The sequence below is a fragment of the Legionella lytica genome (assembly GCF_023921225.1).
Classification (GTDB): domain Bacteria; phylum Pseudomonadota; class Gammaproteobacteria; order Legionellales; family Legionellaceae; genus Legionella; species Legionella lytica.
Map to the genome: position 1 here is coordinate 224,215 of NZ_CP071528.1, position 21,428 is coordinate 245,642.

A 21,428-nucleotide genomic window follows, 5' to 3' on the forward strand; every position below is an offset into this window, starting at 1 on the left:
AGTAGCAAACTCCTTCATTATCCTCTTCCGGCTCTTCTTGTTCTGCAAAGGCTAATCTCTGGTATGAGCGATTGCATTGCTCATACTCAGTTCATTTTCTCAGTATAGGGCTCATGCCGTAGCATGGTATTTGTTGGATAAGCTCTTAGTCTAGAAAAAATATATTGCTAAAACTATTTAAAGCGATATCATCAGTTTTGCAGAGCACAATACAAAAACGTTTAATTCCTGTTCTATCTGATATAAAACGGTAGGCACAAACTTTGTAATATCCTGGTTCAATGTCCATGAAAAAACATTTCTTTAAATCGATGCCCATATACATAAAATCGGCGACAGATAGTTTTCCAGAGGGGAAATGCATAATTGCAGTTTCGAGTATCGTATCGACACGTTTAAATTCATTTTCTGCAAGAAGAGGCTCTGCTGCTTCAACAAGTCTAATTTCAATCTTAGTCGACTCATAAATAGCATCACAAATAATATAAGCTTTTCCCTGATTCACTAAATATACGTCTTCTGGAGTCCCTTGCATTTCTAAAATTTCTGAATGATATTGTGTATCCGCGATTATAAGAGTTCGGTCAAGGGCTATTTTTTTTGATTTACTTATGAGCAATTTAATATCAGCATTGTTTGTTAGTTCTAACCTCTTGGTAATTATCTTAGTCAAATATAGAATACAGTCTGTTGGCTGACACTTAGCGTTTATAGCCTGTCTTAATATAGATATATAAAATTGAAGGTGATCAACATTATCAGTTGCTTCAAAACCATTGCATACATCATAGGCAAGTTGGCTTAATTTTTTCTTACGAGTCCTAATATCCATCGAAGATAATTTTTCCCAACTTAAGCGAAGTTCATCATAGGTTCTAACAGGCGGAATATAGCTTTTTTTCTGCATATAATACTCTATAAATGTTATTTATGACCTTATTGTAGAGTTTAGCAGTTTAAATAACAAATACCTTCCTTAAGTGGGTTGGCCGCTCTATTACCTCCCATATCTCATTATCTGAGTTGTAACTGGGACTTTTGAATATTAACCGCTAAATGTCACTGAAGAGCGAGCCTAGGGATATTTTGCTTGGAGTACCTTTTCGTTACAATGCTTGTCAAACCCCAACATCCTATTTTTCCTATAAATAAATTACAGTCTAGAACAATAGTTTAATTAGACAGTGCCCTATGGAACCATACCTTTCAAGCGGAGACGGCAAATAACGTTCGGCAGGAATAATAGATACAAATTTTCTTTAAACCTGCGTCAATTAAAGTGAAGCCGTTGATGGTAAGTCTAAAGTTTTGCTCTCTGCTGATTTAGAAATATTTTGTAAAAGAGTTTCTGTAGTGCTATGACTTGTCATTTTTGAACCAATAAAATGAAGTCCAGTGCCTCTGTTGAGCATTAAACTGTGATTTTTGTTTTCAAGAATCGCATCTACTCGCTGTTTTACTTCCTCTGCAGGTAAAGTATCTAATTCTTCGACTAAAAATTTTATTTCGTTAGCTTTAATTTTCCCTTTGATTTCACTTCCTTCACTTAGCTTTTGACCATATTCTCTTAAAGCAGTAATGGTTTTTTCTAATTCATCTGAATGCTCAACCTTTGAAGCTTTAGGTGATTTTTGAATGCAGCCCATATCGGTTAATCCAGAAAAAAGATCCTGATTAGGATTATTTTCATAAGGTAATTTATATACAGTGATAAAATTAACCTCTGCATTGCTGGCTTGGGCCTGATGCCGTAGATGACCAGCCAAGAAATTAACTGCATCCTCTCGTGTATCAAAGCGAACTATTCCGTAATTATTTTCGTAATATTCAATACTGTCACCGACCATTCTTAATCCCGTAGAATGAAAACCGTCGGTTAAAAAATTAAAGTTGAAAATCGTTTTCTCATCCAGATCTCTTAATGCGTTCCAAATTGCATCCCTCATTTTTTGTTCTTGTTGTACGGATAAATACCACCCAACTCTTCTAAAAACAATATCCATCACGGTGAAATTAGTTTGATAGGTGTCATATAGTTTTTTACTTGAGGCTTGGGAGAGATTCTCTAAACGACCTTCAGAGGCCAATTTTCCGTATTCATGAGTATGTCCCCAACAATATCCCTGAAAATCGGATCCTTTAAAGGGATCATTCGATTGGTTAAAAGGTATATAGTGGGTTGCATATTCCTTTGCAAGATCATGATAATGATCATTATTTACATAGTTATCATAATCATTTATTTGTGCATTGGCAGTTGTTTGAATATCCTTAAGAATCAAACGAATGAATGTAAAACTAGGTTCATTGTTAATTGCCGCTTGTTGATCAATATCTTGCTCTATTGATTCAATGCCATTAACTACTTTTGCTAATTGCATTAGGTCATATTTTTTACGCAATTCAAAGATATCTTCACCACTGTCTTTATTTTCTTTTAAAAAATCGACAAAGTTAGGACTGCTGGCTTCTAATTCCAAATTTTTTAAATCTTGCTCCAATTTTTTAGCAAAGGCTTTATCTTTTATATTCTTGACGTATTTATAGCAATCAGAGTAGTGCATATTAAACCATATAATTGATGTTTAATTAATCTTATTGTAGCTTAAAATTAATCGGGTAGGTCTAAAGTAGGTACATTTTAGTGTTATGAACTGATGATAGCTTATTAAAATGAAAGAAAAACGGGTAAACAAGGGGGAATGTCGAGGGTATATGGAAACCCCAACCTGCTCTGATTAGGAGGCTGGGGAGCAAATATCATTTTAAATTAGGTGCCAATGCACATTTTTCAGAAAACAACTCACTAAGATGGGTAAACTTCATCGTTTCCAAATTGGAAGTGATTAGTTGTTTTAGTTTAACATCCTTATTATAAAGATCATTATTTAAGAAAGAAGCATCAGGATGATCACCGTCCTTTAATCCTATAAGTGCGGATTGTAGCTGAGTAGCAGCCATCTTTCTTGCTCCCTTGCTGTAATCTCGATAATTAAAAAACGAGATCTCGGCTTCCTTGTCTAAAGCACTTAGATATTCCCCCAACCCGTTAATGAATTTGGTTAAATCATCAAGAGAAACTTCCACGTTATCTGGCATGATAAGGACTACTTCTTCCTCATCCTTTAGGTCGTCTTGAGCGTCCTCATTAACAATAGGGGATTCTGTGTCTAATAATAGCCAGGAAGATCCCATTAAATCCCTTTTTTCCAATTTTTCCCAGTCATTGAAACTTAAATCAATACTGGGTACTTTAAATGCGCCAAACTGAAATATAGATTCCAACACGTTTAGTTGTTCTTCTTTATTGGTGGCTAAAATTTCATCCAACTCTGCTTCGTATTCTGATAATAATAGATCCACTTGCTCGAGTTCTTCTGATTTAAAAGGACCTTCTGCTGTTTTAATCGGAACCTCTCTGTCTAATGCAGCTACTTGTAGACGTAAACCTTTAATTTCCTTTATGCAGTCATGAATGTAACTTGCTAACGCTCCTGTCTTTTTCAAGGTATTTCTTTCTGAGAGAGATACCATAAATGCTTTTGTTGTTGTAATTGTGTCTTTTATTTTTGCTACATACTCCGCGGTTGTTTCAGGTGGTAACTCCTCAGCGGATTTTCCGTATGAAAATATAGTTTTCTCACCTTTGTCGAATAAGAAATCGACAGCCTCTTGCGCGATCATCATGCGTGGGGTCAATGGTTTAGAGGCATAAGCCAAATCCACACGAATGGCATCAGCGAGATATTCCAGATCACTAACAGGGCGCTCTCTACCTAGGTATTTTAAATGAGGACTGTTCTCATCTTCTTGAATAAATAAACCTTGGTGCAAGACGTCATCAAAAACAATCTTGGGCTCAATGTGAAGTTTCTCACGAGCAAATCGTTCAATTTCACGTCGTACTTCATTATTAACGCGAGGGTTACTTGGATCAGCCAAATGAGCTAATTGTTTAATCAGCAATGTTCTATATAAAACAAATTCTTTCGTATTGGCAAAAGGTGTATCCAGGTTAGTGGACTCTTTAATTTGTAGCGGTTTATTCAGTGAATAAAGAAAGTCGAGCGAATGGTTTAAATAATTTTGAATATTGGCTGGATTAATTTTTGATTCGATGTGAACACTAGGACTGTCGATTCGCAAACCAAGCATCGCACGATAATCGGCATCACCAATAAAGATGAATTCTTTATTTGGATCCTGAGTCAACGCATAGTTAAACCGCTGCGCAGTAACCAGCATTTGGTAATAGGGATGTAACTCATCCACCGGTGTTTGTGGAGCAACAATAGGTGCCAAGCTCCTAACTTGCTCCAGATCATGGCTCAAACCACCAAGTCCTCCGGCGCTAACAGGGCGAGTATAAAAATCAACCAATTCTTTGGGTAAGGCAGTCTGCTGAGTGCCTTGTGGAACTGCAGCAACAATTTCCATCACTTGCTGTTTGATTTTTTCTACGAGGCCAAAACGTTTGATAAAATCTTGATTATCAGGATGTTTTAAATAAGCTTGAGTATGATCAATAAAATTTTTTAATTTGACTGGGAGGACACCACGCTCTTTCAAGCGCATTTCTGCCACCAGTAAATCCTGCATTTCTTTGGTTTGTTGCTCACCATTTGTGATAATGCCTTTATGGTGTTCTGATAAATTGATTTCTACTTGCTTGCTATGTCGGTAGCGTATGGCATATTCCCTAATCCAGGCACTACTCGCACCCATAGCCACTTGCTGACGGCCGCTGTTGAATACATCGAAATAAGTAGCAAACCCTCCTGAGGCGTGTTGCGCGTTATAGTCTTCTAATTGTTTCAAATCTTTACCCGTAGTGGGGACTACATCTTTAATCAGGCGTTGTAATCGAGTGCTCTCATGGATAATATTTTCCCTTGCGTGTTGGAGAGAATCACGATTTTCCTTGTCGCGTTTGAATCGTAAGCCGTCAATATTATTAACAGCAAAGTAGGTCCCTACGGCGGCAAGACAGGTAATGACCAAGCCAATAGCGAGAATACCTACGGTGATAGGCCCCCCAACAATGAGAGAAGCCAACCCTAAGGCAATGCCACCTGCTATTAAACCACCTATACTGGCTGTTATATAAGGGTGTTTCGCCATGAAACTGGGTTCAACCATTTGGGCTGTTAAGTAACGTAAGCATCGATTCATGAACTCAATCTGCATTTGTTGAGTAAATCTTTCTCGCTCTTCAGGCTTGGCAAAATAATTTTTTAGCCAGCTAATAATTTTATATTCTTGTTTTTCACCTTGAATCTTTTGATCTTGGATGTCATAAATATCAACAAAGGCTTGATTAAATAACTTATTTAACTCATCTAAAAAATAGACTTCAATCGCAGCATTCAGAGTATCTTTATCTAAATGTTGGCCACGGGGTAAGTGAGTATCTTCAAAATCCTGACGCATATTTTTCATAGCGTCATTTTCCAATCCCAACAAGAGGCATTCTCTATAGTGGAAAAGTTTGACCAATTCTTTAGAGAGTTCTTCATATTTTTTATCAGTGAACCCTGCTTTTTTCATTTCAGCATCGAATTCTTTGCGTGCATCGTCATCAGCTGCTCTTCCAGTGCTGGCTAACCATGCCTGATAGGCTAAATAGCCAGCCCCCGCACCTAGGGCTGCACTAAAAACACCGCCAACGACATTACCAACTCCTAAAGGGTTAATAATATCGAGAGGTGCGCTCGCCTTTTGCGAATAATAGGCGGCACCCGCTACGCCAATACCTAAAAGTCCAGCCAAAACCCCTTGACCAATTTTTGCTGTGGCGGAGGGTTGTTCTATTGCGTAATCCAGATAGAAATTTTGACCTTCACGGTAACTACCCAGCAACTCGACATATCGCTTAACTAATCTTGCCTGCTCTAGGTTTCCAGCCATCTCAAGATGGGTGATCATATTTTTTTCTAAGTTTTTTCTATGATTTTCTTTAATCACTTCAAAATATTGATCAACACTTAATTTTTTTGGCATTTTAGCTCTTTACAAAACATGATGACTTTTATTATAGCAATTGGAGATTAAGGATATATTATGTTCTTCTAGATCGTATTTAATTTCTTGATTTAGCAGATTATTACGCTGCACGAGGTTGGATTTAATTTAAAAAACTATTTTTCTTTTTATATCTTACTGCTCCAACCTTGAAGAAATAAATAAATTGGCCAACCAAGTTTTTAAATCAGCCGCACTAGCACAGCTCTTAAGGCTTTTTTCAAATTGAGCGTAATGAAATTTTTAGCGTGGCTCCAAAATGAGCATTTATAGACCTGAAACCTAAAATACGAGTGATTCAGTTTCTTTAAGTTTTCTGGCTTTTATCATAAACACTAACTAAAATGAATAAAAACAAAGTGTCGTTTTTTACAACAGACTGATTTTAAAAATAATTTAACTTTGATGCAAAAGAGAATATATGGAAAAAAAACAATCTTTCAGTTGCTATGTCATTGGCAATGACACACTTACAATGCACTGTGCTTCTATATTAGTAGAAAAAAATCATTCGGTATGGGGGATTATTTCTACATCTCATCAAATTAAAGCCTGGTGCCAAGAGCATAATATTCCATTCATTAATAGTCTTCATGAGTTCGAACAGCGACATATTCATACCTCTTTTGACTACTTATTCAGTATTGTCAATGATGTGATCCTTCCTGAGTCAATTCTTCGCGCACCAAGGCTTCATGCTATTAACTACCATAACTCACCTTTACCAAAATATGCGGGGCTGTACGCCACCTCATGGGCTATCCTAAATAATGAATCAGAACACGCCATCAGCTGGCACCTCATTGAACCCCAAATTGATGCGGGTGCTATTGTAAAACAAAGCGTTTTCCCAATAGAAAAAGAGGATACGGCTTTAAATCTCAATTTAAAGTGCTATGAAGCAGCTATTGAGTCATTTGCTAGTTTGGTGGATGAACTTGCATCAAATAAAGAATGCCTTGTACCACAAAATTTAGAGCACCGTTCGTATTATGGTTTAAAAAATAAACCTAAAAATCTCGGTTTTGTAGCTTGGGATTCCAGCGCTGATGACATCGACCGTCTATGTCGCGCACTCTCTCTTGGCTCTTATCGTAACGAATTAGCCACCGCGAAACTATTCATTAATGATCAGTGGTACATAATCAACGCTCATCGCATTTTGCATGTAACCTCTCAGGGTGTACCAGGTACCATAGTACATTTGTCTAAAAATGAAGTACAAATTACCACAAATACAGTTGATATTGCGTTATTAAGTATCATGGATGCAGAAGGCGTAATTTACGATATGGAGCGTTGGAGCACCCTATGTGCTCTTTCAGTAGGTCAAATACTACCCAATATAAATCAGTTAGAATACCCACTGATGGTCTCAATGCCTAAGATAGAGAAATTTTGGGTGCAGGAATATACGCACTATATTCATCATGATTTATCTTTTTTAGCACCATTAAACAGAGCCCAAAAATCTGATTCAGGACGTCGTTCATCCTTAGTTCTACCACAACATATTAGCCATCAAGTACACCATTATTCATCCACGATGACCATACAACCTGATCATTTCTTACTTACAGTTGTTTTGACTTATCTTTATCGGCTCAATGATTATAAAAATTTTTCACTACAAATTAGTGACTCAGAGCGCTCAGCGCAATTAGGGAAGTTCTCCTTCTTTTTCTCCGAAACCTATCCATTAACCACAAATTTGAGCCACGATTTATCCTTTGGCGAAACATTATCTCAAGTCACAAATGAGATACTTCGATTAACACAACACGACACTTTTTGTAACGATCTATTTGTACGCTATCCAGAATTACAAGTACCTCAAAAAGAAGTATTAATTCGTTTTATTAACGACCAGGAGCCAATAAGTACCTCAACGGAAGAATACAAACTCATTATATCTATTTCCAAAAATGGCTCTGGCCTCCATATTCATAATAAGACCAATTATCAAGACAATGAGTCCTCTTATGCTTTCTTTAATCGTGTAGAAGAACACTTGGCATTGCTTTTAGAAGATGCCCTGGCTCATCCCGATAAAAAACTCTATGAATTAACCATACTAAGCCAGGAAGAACTTGGTCTGATGAACTCCTGGAATAATACAGACTTCGAATATGACTCCACCCAATTACTACATCAAAAGATAGAACAACAGGTCTTAAAAAGTCCTCAAAAAACAGCAGCCTACTTTGAAGGACAAACCATCAGCTACGAGCTATTGGATAAAAAAGCAAATCAATTAGCACATTATTTACTTCATCAGGGTGTACAACCTAACGACAGTATTGGAGTACATCTTCATCGCTCATTGGATATGCTCATTAGTATTTTAGGCATTTTAAAATCCGGGGCTGCTTATCTTCCTCTTGACCCCCATTATCCTCATCAACGTATTCAATACATCTTAAAACATAGCCAGACCCGCTACCTTATTACTCATGAACCGCATTTATCTCATCAATTATCAGATTACAACGGAATCATTATTAACCCCAATAAGGTACCTTATCGCGAATTCGTATCAACCCAACCATTAATAAAAACTCAATCATCAGATCTAGCTTACATCATTTACACCTCAGGAACGACTGGAACACCTAAAGGGGTCGGCATACCACATCAAGCGGCCTGTAATCACATGACGTGGATGAAAACAGCCTATGATTTTAAACCAGATGACCGCTTTTTATTAAAAACCCCTTTTTCTTTTGACGCATCGGTTTGGGAAATTTTCATGCCCTTGATTGTTGGAGGGCTTCTGGTTATTGCGCCTGATGAAGCACATACAAATCCTAAAGAATTAATTGATTTAATTATCCAAAATCAAATTACAATTATTCAGCTTGTACCTTCCATGCTTCGTGAAATAACACTTACTCAAGGGTTTGGTTCTTGCTCCTCGCTACGTCACTTATTTTGTGGTGGTGAAGCCTTACTACCTGAAACTATTCATGGCTTTTACGAGCACAATACTTTCCAGGCGCAACTGCATAATCTATATGGTCCAACAGAAGCCACTATTGATGCTGTAACTCGTACTTGTTCTATTGAAGACAGTGAACGTTCAATTAGCCTAATTGGAACTCCCATTTTTAATACCAGAGCCTATATCCTAGATCAATTCATGAAAATGGTTCCTGCCGGAGTGTTGGGAGAACTTTATCTTTCCGGTGATGGATTAGCAAAAGGGTATCTTCATAATTCTCACTTAACTGAGCAAAAATTTATTCCCAATCCATTCCACCCTAAAACGCGTCTTTATAAAACAGGTGACTTAGTGAAATGGCATAGTGATGGCGCGATTGAATACCATGGACGTGCAGATGAGCAAATAAAAATTCGAGGCTTTCGTATTGAAATTAGTGAAATTGAATCGTGCTTAGAAAAAATCCATGCGGTGTATCAGTGTTTGGTGAAACCAGAACGAACGTCAGACACCGCTGTGTCTTTATCAGCATATTTAGTCATACAGGAAGATACTCACATCAGTGCCAATGAGTTACGTGCAACGCTGAAGAAAGAGCTTCCAGACTACATGATTCCATCTCGTTTTTACATCGTAGAACAACTGTTTTTTACACCGAATGGAAAACTCGATAGAAAGCACGTTCCAACGCCAATAAAAAACCTCTCTATTGCAACTCAACAACAAATAGCTCCAGAAACAAAAACACAAAAACAACTACACCGCATCTGGTGCGATGTTTTAAAAAAAGAGGTATTAGGCATTGATGATGATTTTTTTGAGCAAGGAGGACATTCTCTTCTGGCCATGCAAATTATTTCGGGCATTCATGAGCGGCTATCAATTAAGCTAAGTATTCGAGCATTGTTTGATTACCCTAGTATTCGCCTTCTTGCTCAAGAGATAGAGCGATTACTCCAAAAAAGCCCCTTTAATTTTTCCCGTGATATTCATACCATAATCCCATTAAAAAAATCAGGCCATAAAATACCACTTTTTCTAGTCCATCCAGTAGGCGGCAGCGTTTTTTGGTATACCGCTCTGGCAAAGAACTTTGATAAACAACGTCCATTATATGCCCTTCAAGATCCTGCCTTAGAAACCCAATCGTTTCTATTCGAGCACTTAGAAGAAATGGCCAGCTGTTATATTGAGAACATCAAACGCATTCAACCACAGGGTCCATATCTTATTGGTGGCGCGTCTTTCGGCGCATCTGTCGCGATAGAAATAGCAAAACAATTACAAAACAGAAATGAAGACATAGCAGCTATTATTTCTTTAGATGGTTGGGCTGAATATCCCGCTCTTCAAAGTAATGAAGCGCATTTTAAAGAACTGATGCAAGAGCAAAACACCCGTCTTTTAGAGGATTATCAAAAAAATAACCTGAAAAATGCTAATTTTTTACTGGAAATGCAGTGGCATCGAGAGCAAATGCTTATGCGCTACGCCATGCCTCGAATTAAAGCGCCTTTAATTCTTTTTAAAGCAAGTCATTTATCTCCTTTATTTCAATATGATGCGCCACTCAATTGGTGGGATCAATATGCTGACGTACCGATTGAATGTTACTTGACGCCCGGTGATCATGAAAGTATGTTTTATGAAGAAAACAGCAAAGTATTAGCAAAATTAATCCATCATAGCTTAATGGATAAAGACCATGAATAGAAAGAGACACTCCATATCCGTTGATCTACAGGTAGTGCAATCGCTCCTCGATGCCATCCCGAACCCTGTTTTATTGATATCAGAACATGACAAGGTGCTAAAAATCAATGACTCAGCAGAAAAAGCATGGAATATAAAAAAGGACCAATTATTAGGGCACAAACTCTCCTATACATGTTCCTCTTTAGAAGAAAATGCTCTTTGCCCTGCGATTATTCACATTGAAGGAAAAAAATACGAAGGCCTCATTGTAAAGGCAGAGCATTCTCCTTCATCTGACAGTCAAAACTGGGATGTCATTAGCCGTTATTTATTAACTCCCTTGACACAAAATTCTCAAAAAAATGAACACATGCACCAAGACATATACCACTATATGGAAAACATTATTGCTGAGATTCCCATTAGTGTGTACTGGATGAATACAGAGTATATTTATTTAGGATGTAGCAACGACATGGCTAAACTGCTCCGCCTAAAATCACGCCATGACATCATAGGAAAGACCTATCGCGATCTTTATGATGAACAATCTGGAGCCCATTACAAAAAAGCAGATCAAGAGGTGATTCAAAAAGGCATTTCTTTAAGTATTGAAGAACCATTATATCAATCCGATGGAACGAAAGAGATTTATTTATCAAAGAAAGTTCCATTGAAGAATGCACAAGGAATCATTACTGGAATGTTAGGGATTTCAGTAAACATCACCGAACGAATTAAAATGGAACAAGCACTGGAGCATGCTAAAAAACAAGCCGAAGCAGCAAATGCGGCCAAGACAGAATTCATAGCCAATATGAGTCATGATATCAGAACGCCATTAACTGGAGTTATTGGGCTATCCGGGATTTTAGAACAAACACTACAAGACCCGCAGGATAAAGAAAAAGCTCATATGCTACATGATAGCGGTGAAGAGCTGCTCCATATGCTCAATGAAGTCTTAGACGATGTACGTGCTGACAATCTAAGTGAAAATGATATTAAAACAGAATGCTTTGATGTGCATCAATGCATCTATGATTTAATTCGCCTGGAGTCTCCAGCCACCACCCTTAAACATTTAACATTGCGAGCAAACATTGCACCGAATGTACCCCGTTATATTGAAAGCGACCACAATAAAATCCATCGTATTTTATTAAACTTAACCGGAAATGCTATTAAATTTACCCAATCAGGCTGTATTACACTCAGCATTGATTGTTTGCACCGTGATAACGACAAGGTACATCTCAAGTTTAGTGTCTCCGATACAGGGATTGGCATCCCAGAAGCTGTTCAATCTCAAGTTTTTAACCGATTTTTTAAAGTCAGTTCATCTTACAACAGTAGCTATAGCGGGCATGGATTAGGATTACACATTGCCCAAACCTATGTTGAGCTACTTGGTGGGCATATTACATTAACCAGCAAGGAGGGTGTGGGGAGTACTTTTCATTTTGACTTAGAGTGTTCTTTAGGTAAAGAACCTGAACAAATTACAAAAAATCATGCCCTACAGATACCCCAAATTTCGTCCCCTAAAACACTTCATCTTCTTTTAGTGGAAGATAATTTTATTGCTTTAAAAGCTTTAGAGCTCCTTTTAACACAAAAAAATTATACCTTTACTTCAGCAGCTACAGGAGAAGAAGCTTTGGCTTTGTTGAACAATCACGCCTTTGATTTAATGATTACCGATATAGGGCTACCGGGAATTTCTGGAACAGAATTAACAAAACGCGTGCGAGAACAAGAAAAAAAACGAAACAAGCCTCATTTACCCATCATTGGATTAACAGGACACGCCAGAGAAACAGCACTTGCGGAATGCACTGAAAGCGGCATGGATGAAGTATTAAATAAACCAGCGCAAATTGACCTGGTACACTCGTGCATCCAGCAATTAATACAAAAAGAAACGAATAAAGAGCAAGAAGCACCGAGTAGTGCACCTGGAAAATTAGCATTAGGAGCGGATTTACCCGATACAGAAGAAGAGTTGTTTCAATTGGAACAATTCCCCGTATTTGATGAGGAGCTTGCATTAAAACAATGCCCGGATAGGCAATTACTCATCACGTTACTTGAACGCTGTATATCTGATTTCATGCAACAGGACATTACTCAACTAAAAGAAGCTTATGAACAACAAAATTGGGAGCAAGTAGAAAAGGAAACCCATAAAATTAAAGGAGGGATGAGTTATCTTGGAACTCAAAAAATGCGTTTTGCTTGCCAATATTTTGAACGTTACTACAAAGCTGGTTATCGCAAATTGCTCGATCCCTTATATCACCAAATAATCCGCGTTAATGACGAAACCTGTTGCGTTTTACGTTTTTGGCTTGAGAATAATAAATGATGATTCATCCCCATGTTATACATTAAAAATTATCTAGCGAAAATATTAAGTAATAACTAACCTCAACGGGAATTAAACCATTCCCGTTGGTATATGCCAAACAACTCATTTTCTAAGCGTTCTGTTAGTTTAAACCGTTCAAATAAGCTTTCATATTTTACTAAACCCACCAACATGCTTCTGTTATCCTAATTAATAGTTAACAGCTCGTACACAGCGAACAGAAAACTCACCAAATTTAACATTAGCAAAAGGTTGAGAAACAGGCCCTGGACGAAATTCCTGGTACCAAGCAGAGCTCATAGGACTACTGGAACCTTGGGTTGAGCTCCAATAAAATTGATTCGTTGCTAAATTAGAAACAAAGCCAAGTAGCCATAGATTGGTTGTTATATTTTCAGTACTAGAAGTACAGCCCGAACTAACACCACCTTCATCAGGCCCTAATTGACAAATAGCAGGTAAATACCAAGTGGCTTCAGGTACACTTCCACTATTATCAGCAGTGATTTGGTAACATAATCCCGCTGCATAATAGCTTGTTGAAACGGGCGCACTGCTAATAATGTTATTATAATAACTATAGATATTTTGTGTATTGCAAGCGCCATCAGTATTTCCGTTACAATTTTGCTGTCCTGGGTATTGAATGGCAGTTTGCCCAGACGGTTCTGTTGTATTAGGAAAAGGGGCTAAACTTGTGGAGTTTTCAGCTACTCCCCAAATGCTGGTGTAATCAAAATCAGCACTCGTACCGCTAAGTCCATTTGAACTCCAAATAACCGGTGAACCAGTAGCATCATTATTATCCACGACATAAGCAGTAGAACTATCAGGAATAGAGAATACTAAATAGTCATATATTGAAAAAGCTAAGGCAATTGGGGAGGATACATTCAGGCCATCACCCTTGAAAATTATTCCTCCTTGAGCCAAATAAGGGATTGGTGTATTTGATGTAATTGTTACTGTACACGTACCATTGCCTATAAGAATGGGGCAAGTAGTGCTTGTAACCCCAGCCCATCCTGTAGATGACAAATCAACCCCTACATTCGTTATTATATCTGCTGTCAAATTGCTTACTGTAATAGTGACACCTGTTGGATCATTAACCGGAATTATTGCTGTTGACGGCACAGAAAGAGAGGGTGATACAACAGAGACACTTCCCGATACCAAATTAGTATTGCTTCCCTTTATTGTAATTGAGGTAGTTGGCAACACACTATTTGCAGTCAACGTAATCGTGCAAGTACTTCCCGGTGGAACCGAGCTACAATTGGTATAACTTGCACTTATAGCTCCGCCAGTTCCACTTAAATTAACGCTAATCCCTTCAGCATTCACGAGTGAGGAAGGGCTGTTAACTACATAAATGTTTTGCGTATTTCCTGAACCAGTTGTGGTCATACTTACTGCTAAGGGAGATGCACTAATCAATGCAGTAGGGGGAATGCAATTAATTGCTTGTATATCAAAAAATTTACTTGAGGTATTCCTTCCTTTAACAGCCACATTGGACACTAAAAACGTTGCTCCAGTATTGGTATGAAAAGAGATAATACAACTTGCTCCCGGCACTAAGCGAGGAGGGCAGCCATTATTTTGCACCACATAAGTTAAGAAATTAATGTCATTAGAAAATGCGCTAATATTTTGTGCCACAATGTTGGAAGTATTGGTAATTTGTATCGAGCCAGGCTGCGACAAACACGATGTGTTTTGTGCAATAGTAATCGTACAGCTGCCTAGCCCTTTATTACAAGGAACTACCGTATTTCCATTAGATTGGAGTTTAACTTCCAATTCAGGAAGCAGGGAAGTATGAGCATATGTTTTGCAAGGTCCAAGAAGTAGAAACAAAGGAAAATAATAGATTACTTTCGCTTTGTTTAATGTATGTATGCATTTTCGTAAAATAGCATAAACTTGAGAAAATATATTAATCCATTGGTAAATAGCTAAACTAAAATTAGACATATACTTCTTATATTGTCTTTTGTAATTCACTAACTTCCCCTTTTATTAATTTGGCATTTGCTTTGAATAAGGATCACATTAATCTCGTCGTCCTAAGCTGGCATAAGATTACTTCGAGTTCTTAAATAAATATCGCAAATTTAAACCATTAAAATCAAGGAGATATTGAAAAATTAATTGCCTCATCAAGAAAAAAGTTCGATATCCTTTTCGACTTAATAGATTACAGCTACGATGCCGCCTAGGGTTTAAAATTAAGTTCTTTTTCCTCTTGAGTATCCTCACAGAGGCGTTTTAATCTTTTAAGGTGAAAAGAATCAGGCTTACCTAAGAACTTTTTATGCCCCCAGATTTCTTCAATCTGCTTAGCGGAGAAATGCTTCCATTTCCCCTCAAGATAGAGGGTAACATCAAAACTGAACGTTAACTGCTCATCTTCAGGATGGATTTTTCTGCGCTTACTTGATCTTTTCGCATCGCCCTGGACTAAAATCGCATCATCAAGAATAGCTTTTCTTCCAGTTCTTTGTTTTTGATTGCGAAGAGAGTCTGGTTGGAAAAAATAGTTTCGGGATTGCTGCGATTGGGTAATGTGTAAATCATACTTACCTTCTATCGAACCTCCCACACCAAGGTTGTTTTTAGCTCTCGGCTTAACTACTTTTTCACTAGGCTGGGCTTTTTCTCCACGCGAAAATAATAATACTATCTTGGCAGCTTCGGTTCCTTGTTGAAGTTCTTTAAGCGCTCGTTGGCAAATTTGACTCGCTAAATTCTTGCAATCTTTTGAATATTGTTCAGCGCTTCTGGTATCCTCTCGGTCTAAATCAACCTCTGTAGCTGGGAACGCTCTTTTTTTCTTCGCTTTATGCACAGCCTTATTTAAACCGAATGTTCTTTCCTCTACTTCTTCTTGCATCGTATCAAAATCTATCGCATATTCCCCACCTAAGGTAGCCATTTTTGACCGATGATGTTCAACAATCCGAGTCACTTCGTCTTTAAACCATTTCTGCCTAACATTTCTTAGCTGATTGATCATCATAGGATTAGAGGGCTCTTCCCTAATGTCTAATTCGACCAAGTGTTTTGCTCTAGCCCCAAATCGTGTTATTTCAGTTTCTTTTATTTCGTGCTCAAGCTGTACTTCACTCTCTGCCTCGATGTTTTCTTGGGTGTTATTTTTATCAAGTGAAGGCAATTGCTCCCTATAATCAGGTTTTCTCGTCCTATGCTCCTGGTCCTCAGAAATTATGTTATTTGAATCATTTCCCATCTCAGAAAATGCGCTAGAAATTGCGGTATGAGACATCGTGATCAACGACCCTAAACGATCATCTATTCCTGCACGATTGTGGCCGCTAGAAGTAGTGGTTGAAGTTGAAGAGAGCAAAAGAAATGAAAAGAGTTCTTCGGTTTGATTTTCTACAAGATTAAATGCACCTGTGTTATTCTCTTCATCCAAAATGACGCTTAGGTGTTCAGCTCTTTCGAAGGCTAGGAAATGAGCATTTAAGCGTCTCTTTAAATAGATGATGCAACGTTCAGTAACACTCCTAAGTTGTTGCAGCAAGCCCTCTAACTCTGCCTCAACACATTTATGCGTAGAAGCAGAAGCCCCTTTAAAAAGCTTTTCTACTAATATGTCATAAATTTTTTCTTCTGAATAATTTTTATTTATCCACTGATCTACCCACTCGAGAAGCTTCACAGGCTCATTTATTTGAGGGCTATGAGCGATCCACGATTCTAATTCACATTTTACTTTACTGGTTTCAAAGCGGACACCTGCATGTAATTTGTCTTTAGCATCAATCAGGGAAAGATATTGAGTTTGACGTTGAATAGTCAGCTGCCCTGACCCAATTCTACTGTTAATTGGCAAGAACGGCTCTCCATTCTGGGAAATTTGCCCATCTAACCATCGCTGAACCTGTAAACTAAAGGTTTTACTTGGACTAGGCGATTGTCGATAAGAGTGGTACATCTCAACAGGAATCCTTTCACCACAAACGATCACATATCTGCTTAGCCCTATATCAGGATAATCGGATGTTCCTTTATTTAATTTTTCCAAAAAAGATTCAGCCTCAACATCACTCAAGCCATTAGGAAATACAACTACCACTTCACTATTAGAAGGAATTGAATATCCCCCACTTGATGTAACTAATCGAGTGGGGCTATCAGCAGCTTCTCTGCGGTAAATATACGTTTTTATGCCCATTAAACACCTCTATAATTTACAGAATCGTATGTTGATTTAATGACTCTTCATCTTCAGGGGGATTTGTAGAAACCAGGGTAGTATCTGGTTTAAAGATGCTATTGTTAGATAATGTGCCCCTTATATTTAATGGAGCCAAGTGCTTGAGGTTAAAATTAGCAATCGTTTTTTCTAATTTGTCTTGTTGTTCTTTTAATTTTTGTAATTGCTCTTGAGCATCACTACTTTGTTGCTCAAATAAAGCTATAGTTCTTCTAGCTGTTTTGACATCCCTCTCTAAATTAGAGATAGGTTCTTTTAAGGAAGAAAGCTGCGCATATAATTCCTCCAGTTTATCAGTATAAAAGCTATTCCCGGACTCAAAAAATTTCACTTCTAATAAGGCAGCAACAGCTAGCATTACAGGGACTGCTATTAAACCGGCAATTGATGACAGAAATCCTATGGGAACAATCGGTAGTAACGTAAAAACCAACACTACAAATTGGAATACTTCATATTTATTTCGTTCAGCTTTTAAGTCTGCACAATTTTTTTCAATTTCTTTGATACTGGATTCATTACTTCTTTTGAGCATTTCAAGTCTAGCAGTTTTAAGGTCCAATTTCTCACTCCATTTTTGTTTCTCTTCAGGATAGGAATCAGATATTTGAGTTTTCTCTTCTATTGCTATTCTAAGCTCATGTAACTTAAATAGGTTACGAATATACGCTCTAAAAAAAGGATTTAAATTATTCTTTCCTACTTCCTCTATTAATGCACTTTCAAATGCTCTAATTTGACCTAATGTACATTCACTCAATAATCGTACTTCTCCATCTTCCGATAATTGAATATTTGCCAGAAAGTGTTCAGTAGAAATCATTTGATATAATTCAACTATATTGTCTTGATTACAAAGGTCAAAGACGGGCTTCGTTCTATAAAGATATTGAATGTGCTTTGGCATGTTACACCTAAATATAATTAGCAATGCTCATAATAATACCAGTCTGTTTATCTAATACAAAACTCTCGTTAAACACATTTAAAAGAGAAAATACCAACTAACCAATTGATTTTTAATTTAAATTAAATAAAAATCTCTTAAATTTCCAATTAGGAAAGATCTATTTTCCAAAATACACACCCTAAGTGACGAACACACCAGATAGTATCCTTAAATTAGTTCAAGCCCGGATTGAACTGCCGCAAGAAAAGAAAATGTTTTGAATTAATGGAAGTTTTTTTTGATTCGCTTTTATCGGATAAAAATGTCTTTATACAAAACCCACCATTGGTGGGTTAAATAGAACGATTGAAACTTAGCCTTAGATAATTAGCGAGGTAAATCGGTTAGATAAGCACTGGCTAATCAAGTTCAATTATGCCATCCCTAACTATTTCCTCACATAAATACTGCAAGAATAAATCAATGTACTCATTATTTCTTTTATGCTTTTTGTAAATTGCATAAAGCATAATTTCAGGAGATTTGTTATTGGGTAATACTGGCAATAACTTACCTGCCTGAACTTCTTCTCGCACTGAAAAATAAGGTACCCAAATCAAACCAAGCCCATTTAAAGCCACTTCCTTTAAAACCTCAGCATTGTTGCTTTTAAAATTTCCCGATACATGAATAATTTGTGAGTTTAGTATCCACTTATTTTGTAACCCATAGATGGTATTAATTAAACAATTGTGATTGATTAATTCTTCTGGGGTAGCTGGATAGCCATGGGTCTCCAAATATTCTGGAGAAGCATAAATATCTCTCTGCACAGAAAATAATTTTTTACAAATCATATTAGGTTGCCGAATTACATCGAAGGTTATAGCCAAATCAAAGTCATATTCATACATATCAACAATATTTGAACCAATATGAAGCTCGATTGCAATTCCAGAATTAGCTTCCATAAACTGGGTTGTTAAATTTGTTAAATAAAGGACAGCGGGGCTCACAGTTAAACACAATTTTAAAGTAACTAAACCCATTGGAAGATCTTGAAGAGCTATTTCTTTGATTTCTTTTAATTCATCAAATAAATTCCCTACCTTCTCATAGAGCATTTGTCCTTTATCAGTTAATATTATTTGCTTCGTGGAACGAATAAATAATTTGGTTTTTAACTCCGATTCTAAATTAGTAATTTGCTTACTTATCTTGGAAGAAGAAATAGATAGTCTTTTGGCAGCAGCGGCAAAACTACTACATTCAACCACAGTAGTAAAACTTTTTAAGCATTGTAAAATATCCATTAGTCTCGTTCATTTAATGTAGGATCAATTAAATTTTACACCATCCTTGGCCTTACGCTTCGAAACTTGCGCTGTAATGCAAAATCTCAGGGTAATTTTATCGCTCATCCAATTAATTTGATCCAATTATGCGCACTTATCAGGCATAATGACCATCCCCTTTAGGAATTATTTAATTCAGTATCATTCCCAATAAGGGCTGAGAATTTCTCGTTACTAAATTTCAAACTATGAAGTACGCTAAGCCTTTTTAATATTTGAATATTTTCTGAGTCAGCATTTATAAATGAATCTAGCAAATTACTCGTATAATCAGTAGTCGCTTCATGAATGTTTTCCTTCTTTTTCCTTCAGACTAGGCGAATGTGATTGAGTTGTTCTAATAAAGCATAATTTTGCTAACGGCGGATTCTCCTAGACCAAAACAATCTGTTTTTGTAAGAGCACTGGAATTTTTAACATTCCCATAAGCAATTGGGGTCACTTCACTATTTCTAAGAGATTAGTATAAATTATAACGGTCTTTCGTTTTTGCAACGGAACTGATATGTCTTAATAAGGGGGCCCTCATTGGAAAGAAAAGTTAGCAGGAATTATACTTCGTTAAAACTCAGTTCTGATCAATTGCTTGAAGTTGCAGCAATGACGACCTTTTTTATTTAATTTTAATAAATTACATACATCGCATAGAGCTGTAATTCTCGTGATCTTCTGAGGAAGGCTCTAATGTTTCATCCTTTATTTTTGTATTTAATGAACTACCAATCGTGTGAGTAACCATATATTCACCGACTCCGCTTGCTACACTAATACCTAGTCCAGTATCCAGACTACATATATGTTCCTTTGTCGTTGCGGCGATACGATGGCCATGAGTAAATGTAATAGACTCCCCAGATTTCAATTGAGGGGCGCGTTTTAGTTCATGGAGGTCATTATTCCAGAGCGCATCAAATAAGGCCGTTCCCGCACAAGTGATATAACGATTCCGATTATTAGATAATTCCTTTTGAAATTTTAGATTAATCCGCTCAATTGTTTCTGCTACCTCTTTTCTATTTTCAATTTTAGATGGAAGCTCGAACTCATTAGCAACATTTGCAAGATAATCTAGATCTACCGGGGCATGACTGTAAAATGATATATTCTTTTTTTCATGATTTAATGTATAAGAAAAAACTTTCAAGGAAGATTTATAAACTCTATTAAAAAGGTCTATTATTTCATCCTTGGGAATAAGTCCTTTTTCTATTAGGGCATTCGTATTGATCATTGATTGCATTAACTCTAATGAACCAATAGCAAAGTCAGCCTCTTCAAAATCAATTTCTTCCTCTTCTTTCAGAAGTTCTATATATGTAATGAAATCACTAGCGTGATTTGAAAAAATTATTTCAAATGGTACGTGCTCTTGGTGTAATTTGTCCAATATCCATAGAGTGTAATGATCCCCCATTCCTCTATCTGCGCAATCATCCCCAAGTAATCGAATATTAATATTTTTATTAAAAATGATCATACGGTTACGAATAATACTCGCAAAAGTATTCAAATCTTCTTTTGTCAATTTATTAACGTCCGTTTTATATATTTCAATAAGACGAACATAGTCTTCTTTAGATAGTTTAGCTATTTTTTCTTTCATCAAAAAGAAAATTAGTTTAATTGCATTACCATGCAAATCTCCTAACGTGACGTATAAATCTTCTTCATAGTCCACATCAGGGTATTGATAAATATCTACGTTGCCTTTAACAATTGTATTGTTCATTTTTCGTTTCTTCTGAATCTATGCAGCTTTAATTGTTTTTTATAAAAAAAGAATCTAGCAACCCAGATCCTATTCTAATGGGTGAAAGCACCTATTTTTAGAATCAAGTATAGCTTTCATAGTACATCATGGTTGAATTTTAGTCAAAAATAAACATCTTTATAAACTGATATTCGCC

The 21,428-nt window shown here is 36.8% G+C and carries 10 protein-coding genes; 2 read left to right on the forward strand and 8 right to left on the reverse strand.

Annotation, left to right across the window (positions count from 1 at the left end; genetic code table 11):
- Window positions 1-145: 145 nt before the first annotated feature.
- From J2N86_RS14855 to J2N86_RS14865, 3 genes are all read right to left on the reverse strand, one after another.
- Window positions 146-907: a hypothetical protein gene (locus J2N86_RS14855; RefSeq protein WP_252582485.1), complete on the reverse strand. Its 762-nt coding sequence runs from the start codon at window positions 905-907 to the stop codon at window positions 146-148.
- A 367-nt stretch (window positions 908-1,274) separates the two neighbouring features.
- Window positions 1,275-2,564 carry a hypothetical protein gene (locus tag J2N86_RS14860; RefSeq protein WP_252582486.1) on the reverse strand — a complete coding sequence of 430 codons (1,290 nt, stop codon included), beginning with the start codon at window positions 2,562-2,564 and terminating at the stop codon, window positions 1,275-1,277.
- 196 nt (window positions 2,565-2,760) lie between these two features.
- Window positions 2,761-6,000, reverse strand: a complete 3,240-nt coding sequence (locus J2N86_RS14865; protein WP_252582487.1) for a hypothetical protein — start codon at window positions 5,998-6,000, stop codon at window positions 2,761-2,763.
- A gap of 442 nt (window positions 6,001-6,442) precedes the next feature.
- Between J2N86_RS14865 and J2N86_RS14870 the strand changes: the two genes are divergently transcribed.
- On the forward strand, window positions 6,443-10,675 hold the full coding sequence (locus J2N86_RS14870) for an amino acid adenylation domain-containing protein (RefSeq protein WP_252582488.1): 4,233 nt from the start codon (window positions 6,443-6,445) through the stop codon (window positions 10,673-10,675).
- Window positions 10,668-13,025, forward strand: a complete 2,358-nt coding sequence (locus J2N86_RS14875; RefSeq protein WP_252582489.1) for a PAS domain-containing hybrid sensor histidine kinase/response regulator — start codon at window positions 10,668-10,670, stop codon at window positions 13,023-13,025. Before J2N86_RS14870 ends, J2N86_RS14875 begins: the two co-directional genes overlap by 8 nt.
- 192 nt (window positions 13,026-13,217) lie before the next feature.
- Here the strand turns inward: J2N86_RS14875 and J2N86_RS14880 are convergent, their stop codons facing one another.
- The 5 genes from J2N86_RS14880 to J2N86_RS14900 form a co-directional block, all read right to left on the reverse strand.
- Entirely contained in the window at window positions 13,218-15,038 is a 1,821-nt protein-coding gene (locus J2N86_RS14880; RefSeq protein ID WP_252582490.1) for a DUF1566 domain-containing protein, read from the reverse strand.
- 211 nt (window positions 15,039-15,249) lie between these two features.
- Window positions 15,250-17,235 carry a hypothetical protein gene (locus tag J2N86_RS14885; protein WP_252582491.1) on the reverse strand — a complete coding sequence of 662 codons (1,986 nt, stop codon included), beginning with the start codon at window positions 17,233-17,235 and terminating at the stop codon, window positions 15,250-15,252.
- Window positions 17,236-17,251: 16 nt separating this feature from the next.
- On the reverse strand, window positions 17,252-18,184 hold the full coding sequence (locus J2N86_RS14890; protein ID WP_252582492.1) for a hypothetical protein: 933 nt from the start codon (window positions 18,182-18,184) through the stop codon (window positions 17,252-17,254).
- A gap of 401 nt (window positions 18,185-18,585) precedes the next feature.
- Window positions 18,586-19,479 carry a LysR family transcriptional regulator gene (locus J2N86_RS14895; RefSeq protein ID WP_252582493.1) on the reverse strand — a complete coding sequence of 298 codons (894 nt, stop codon included), beginning with the start codon at window positions 19,477-19,479 and terminating at the stop codon, window positions 18,586-18,588.
- Window positions 19,480-20,152: 673 nt separating this feature from the next.
- Entirely contained in the window at window positions 20,153-21,250 is a 1,098-nt protein-coding gene (locus J2N86_RS14900; RefSeq protein ID WP_252582494.1) for a hypothetical protein, read from the reverse strand.
- Between the last annotated feature and the right edge of the window lie 178 nt (window positions 21,251-21,428).

Excerpts from the sequence above, each read along its gene's own strand:
- J2N86_RS14855 (WP_252582485.1), bottom strand. The coding sequence starts at position 907 with ATGCAGAAAAAAAGCTATATTCCGCCTGTTAGAACCTATGATGAACTT.
- J2N86_RS14860 (WP_252582486.1), bottom strand. The coding sequence starts at position 2,564 with ATGCACTACTCTGATTGCTATAAATACGTCAAGAATATAAAAGATAAA.
- J2N86_RS14865 (WP_252582487.1), bottom strand. The coding sequence starts at position 6,000 with ATGCCAAAAAAATTAAGTGTTGATCAATATTTTGAAGTGATTAAAGAA.
- J2N86_RS14870 (WP_252582488.1), top strand. The coding sequence starts at position 6,443 with ATGGAAAAAAAACAATCTTTCAGTTGCTATGTCATTGGCAATGACACA.
- J2N86_RS14875 (WP_252582489.1), top strand. The coding sequence starts at position 10,668 with ATGAATAGAAAGAGACACTCCATATCCGTTGATCTACAGGTAGTGCAA.
- J2N86_RS14885 (WP_252582491.1), bottom strand. The coding sequence starts at position 17,235 with ATGGGCATAAAAACGTATATTTACCGCAGAGAAGCTGCTGATAGCCCC.
- J2N86_RS14890 (WP_252582492.1), bottom strand. The coding sequence starts at position 18,184 with ATGCCAAAGCACATTCAATATCTTTATAGAACGAAGCCCGTCTTTGAC.
- J2N86_RS14895 (WP_252582493.1), bottom strand. The coding sequence starts at position 19,479 with ATGGATATTTTACAATGCTTAAAAAGTTTTACTACTGTGGTTGAATGT.
- J2N86_RS14900 (WP_252582494.1), bottom strand. The coding sequence starts at position 21,250 with ATGAACAATACAATTGTTAAAGGCAACGTAGATATTTATCAATACCCT.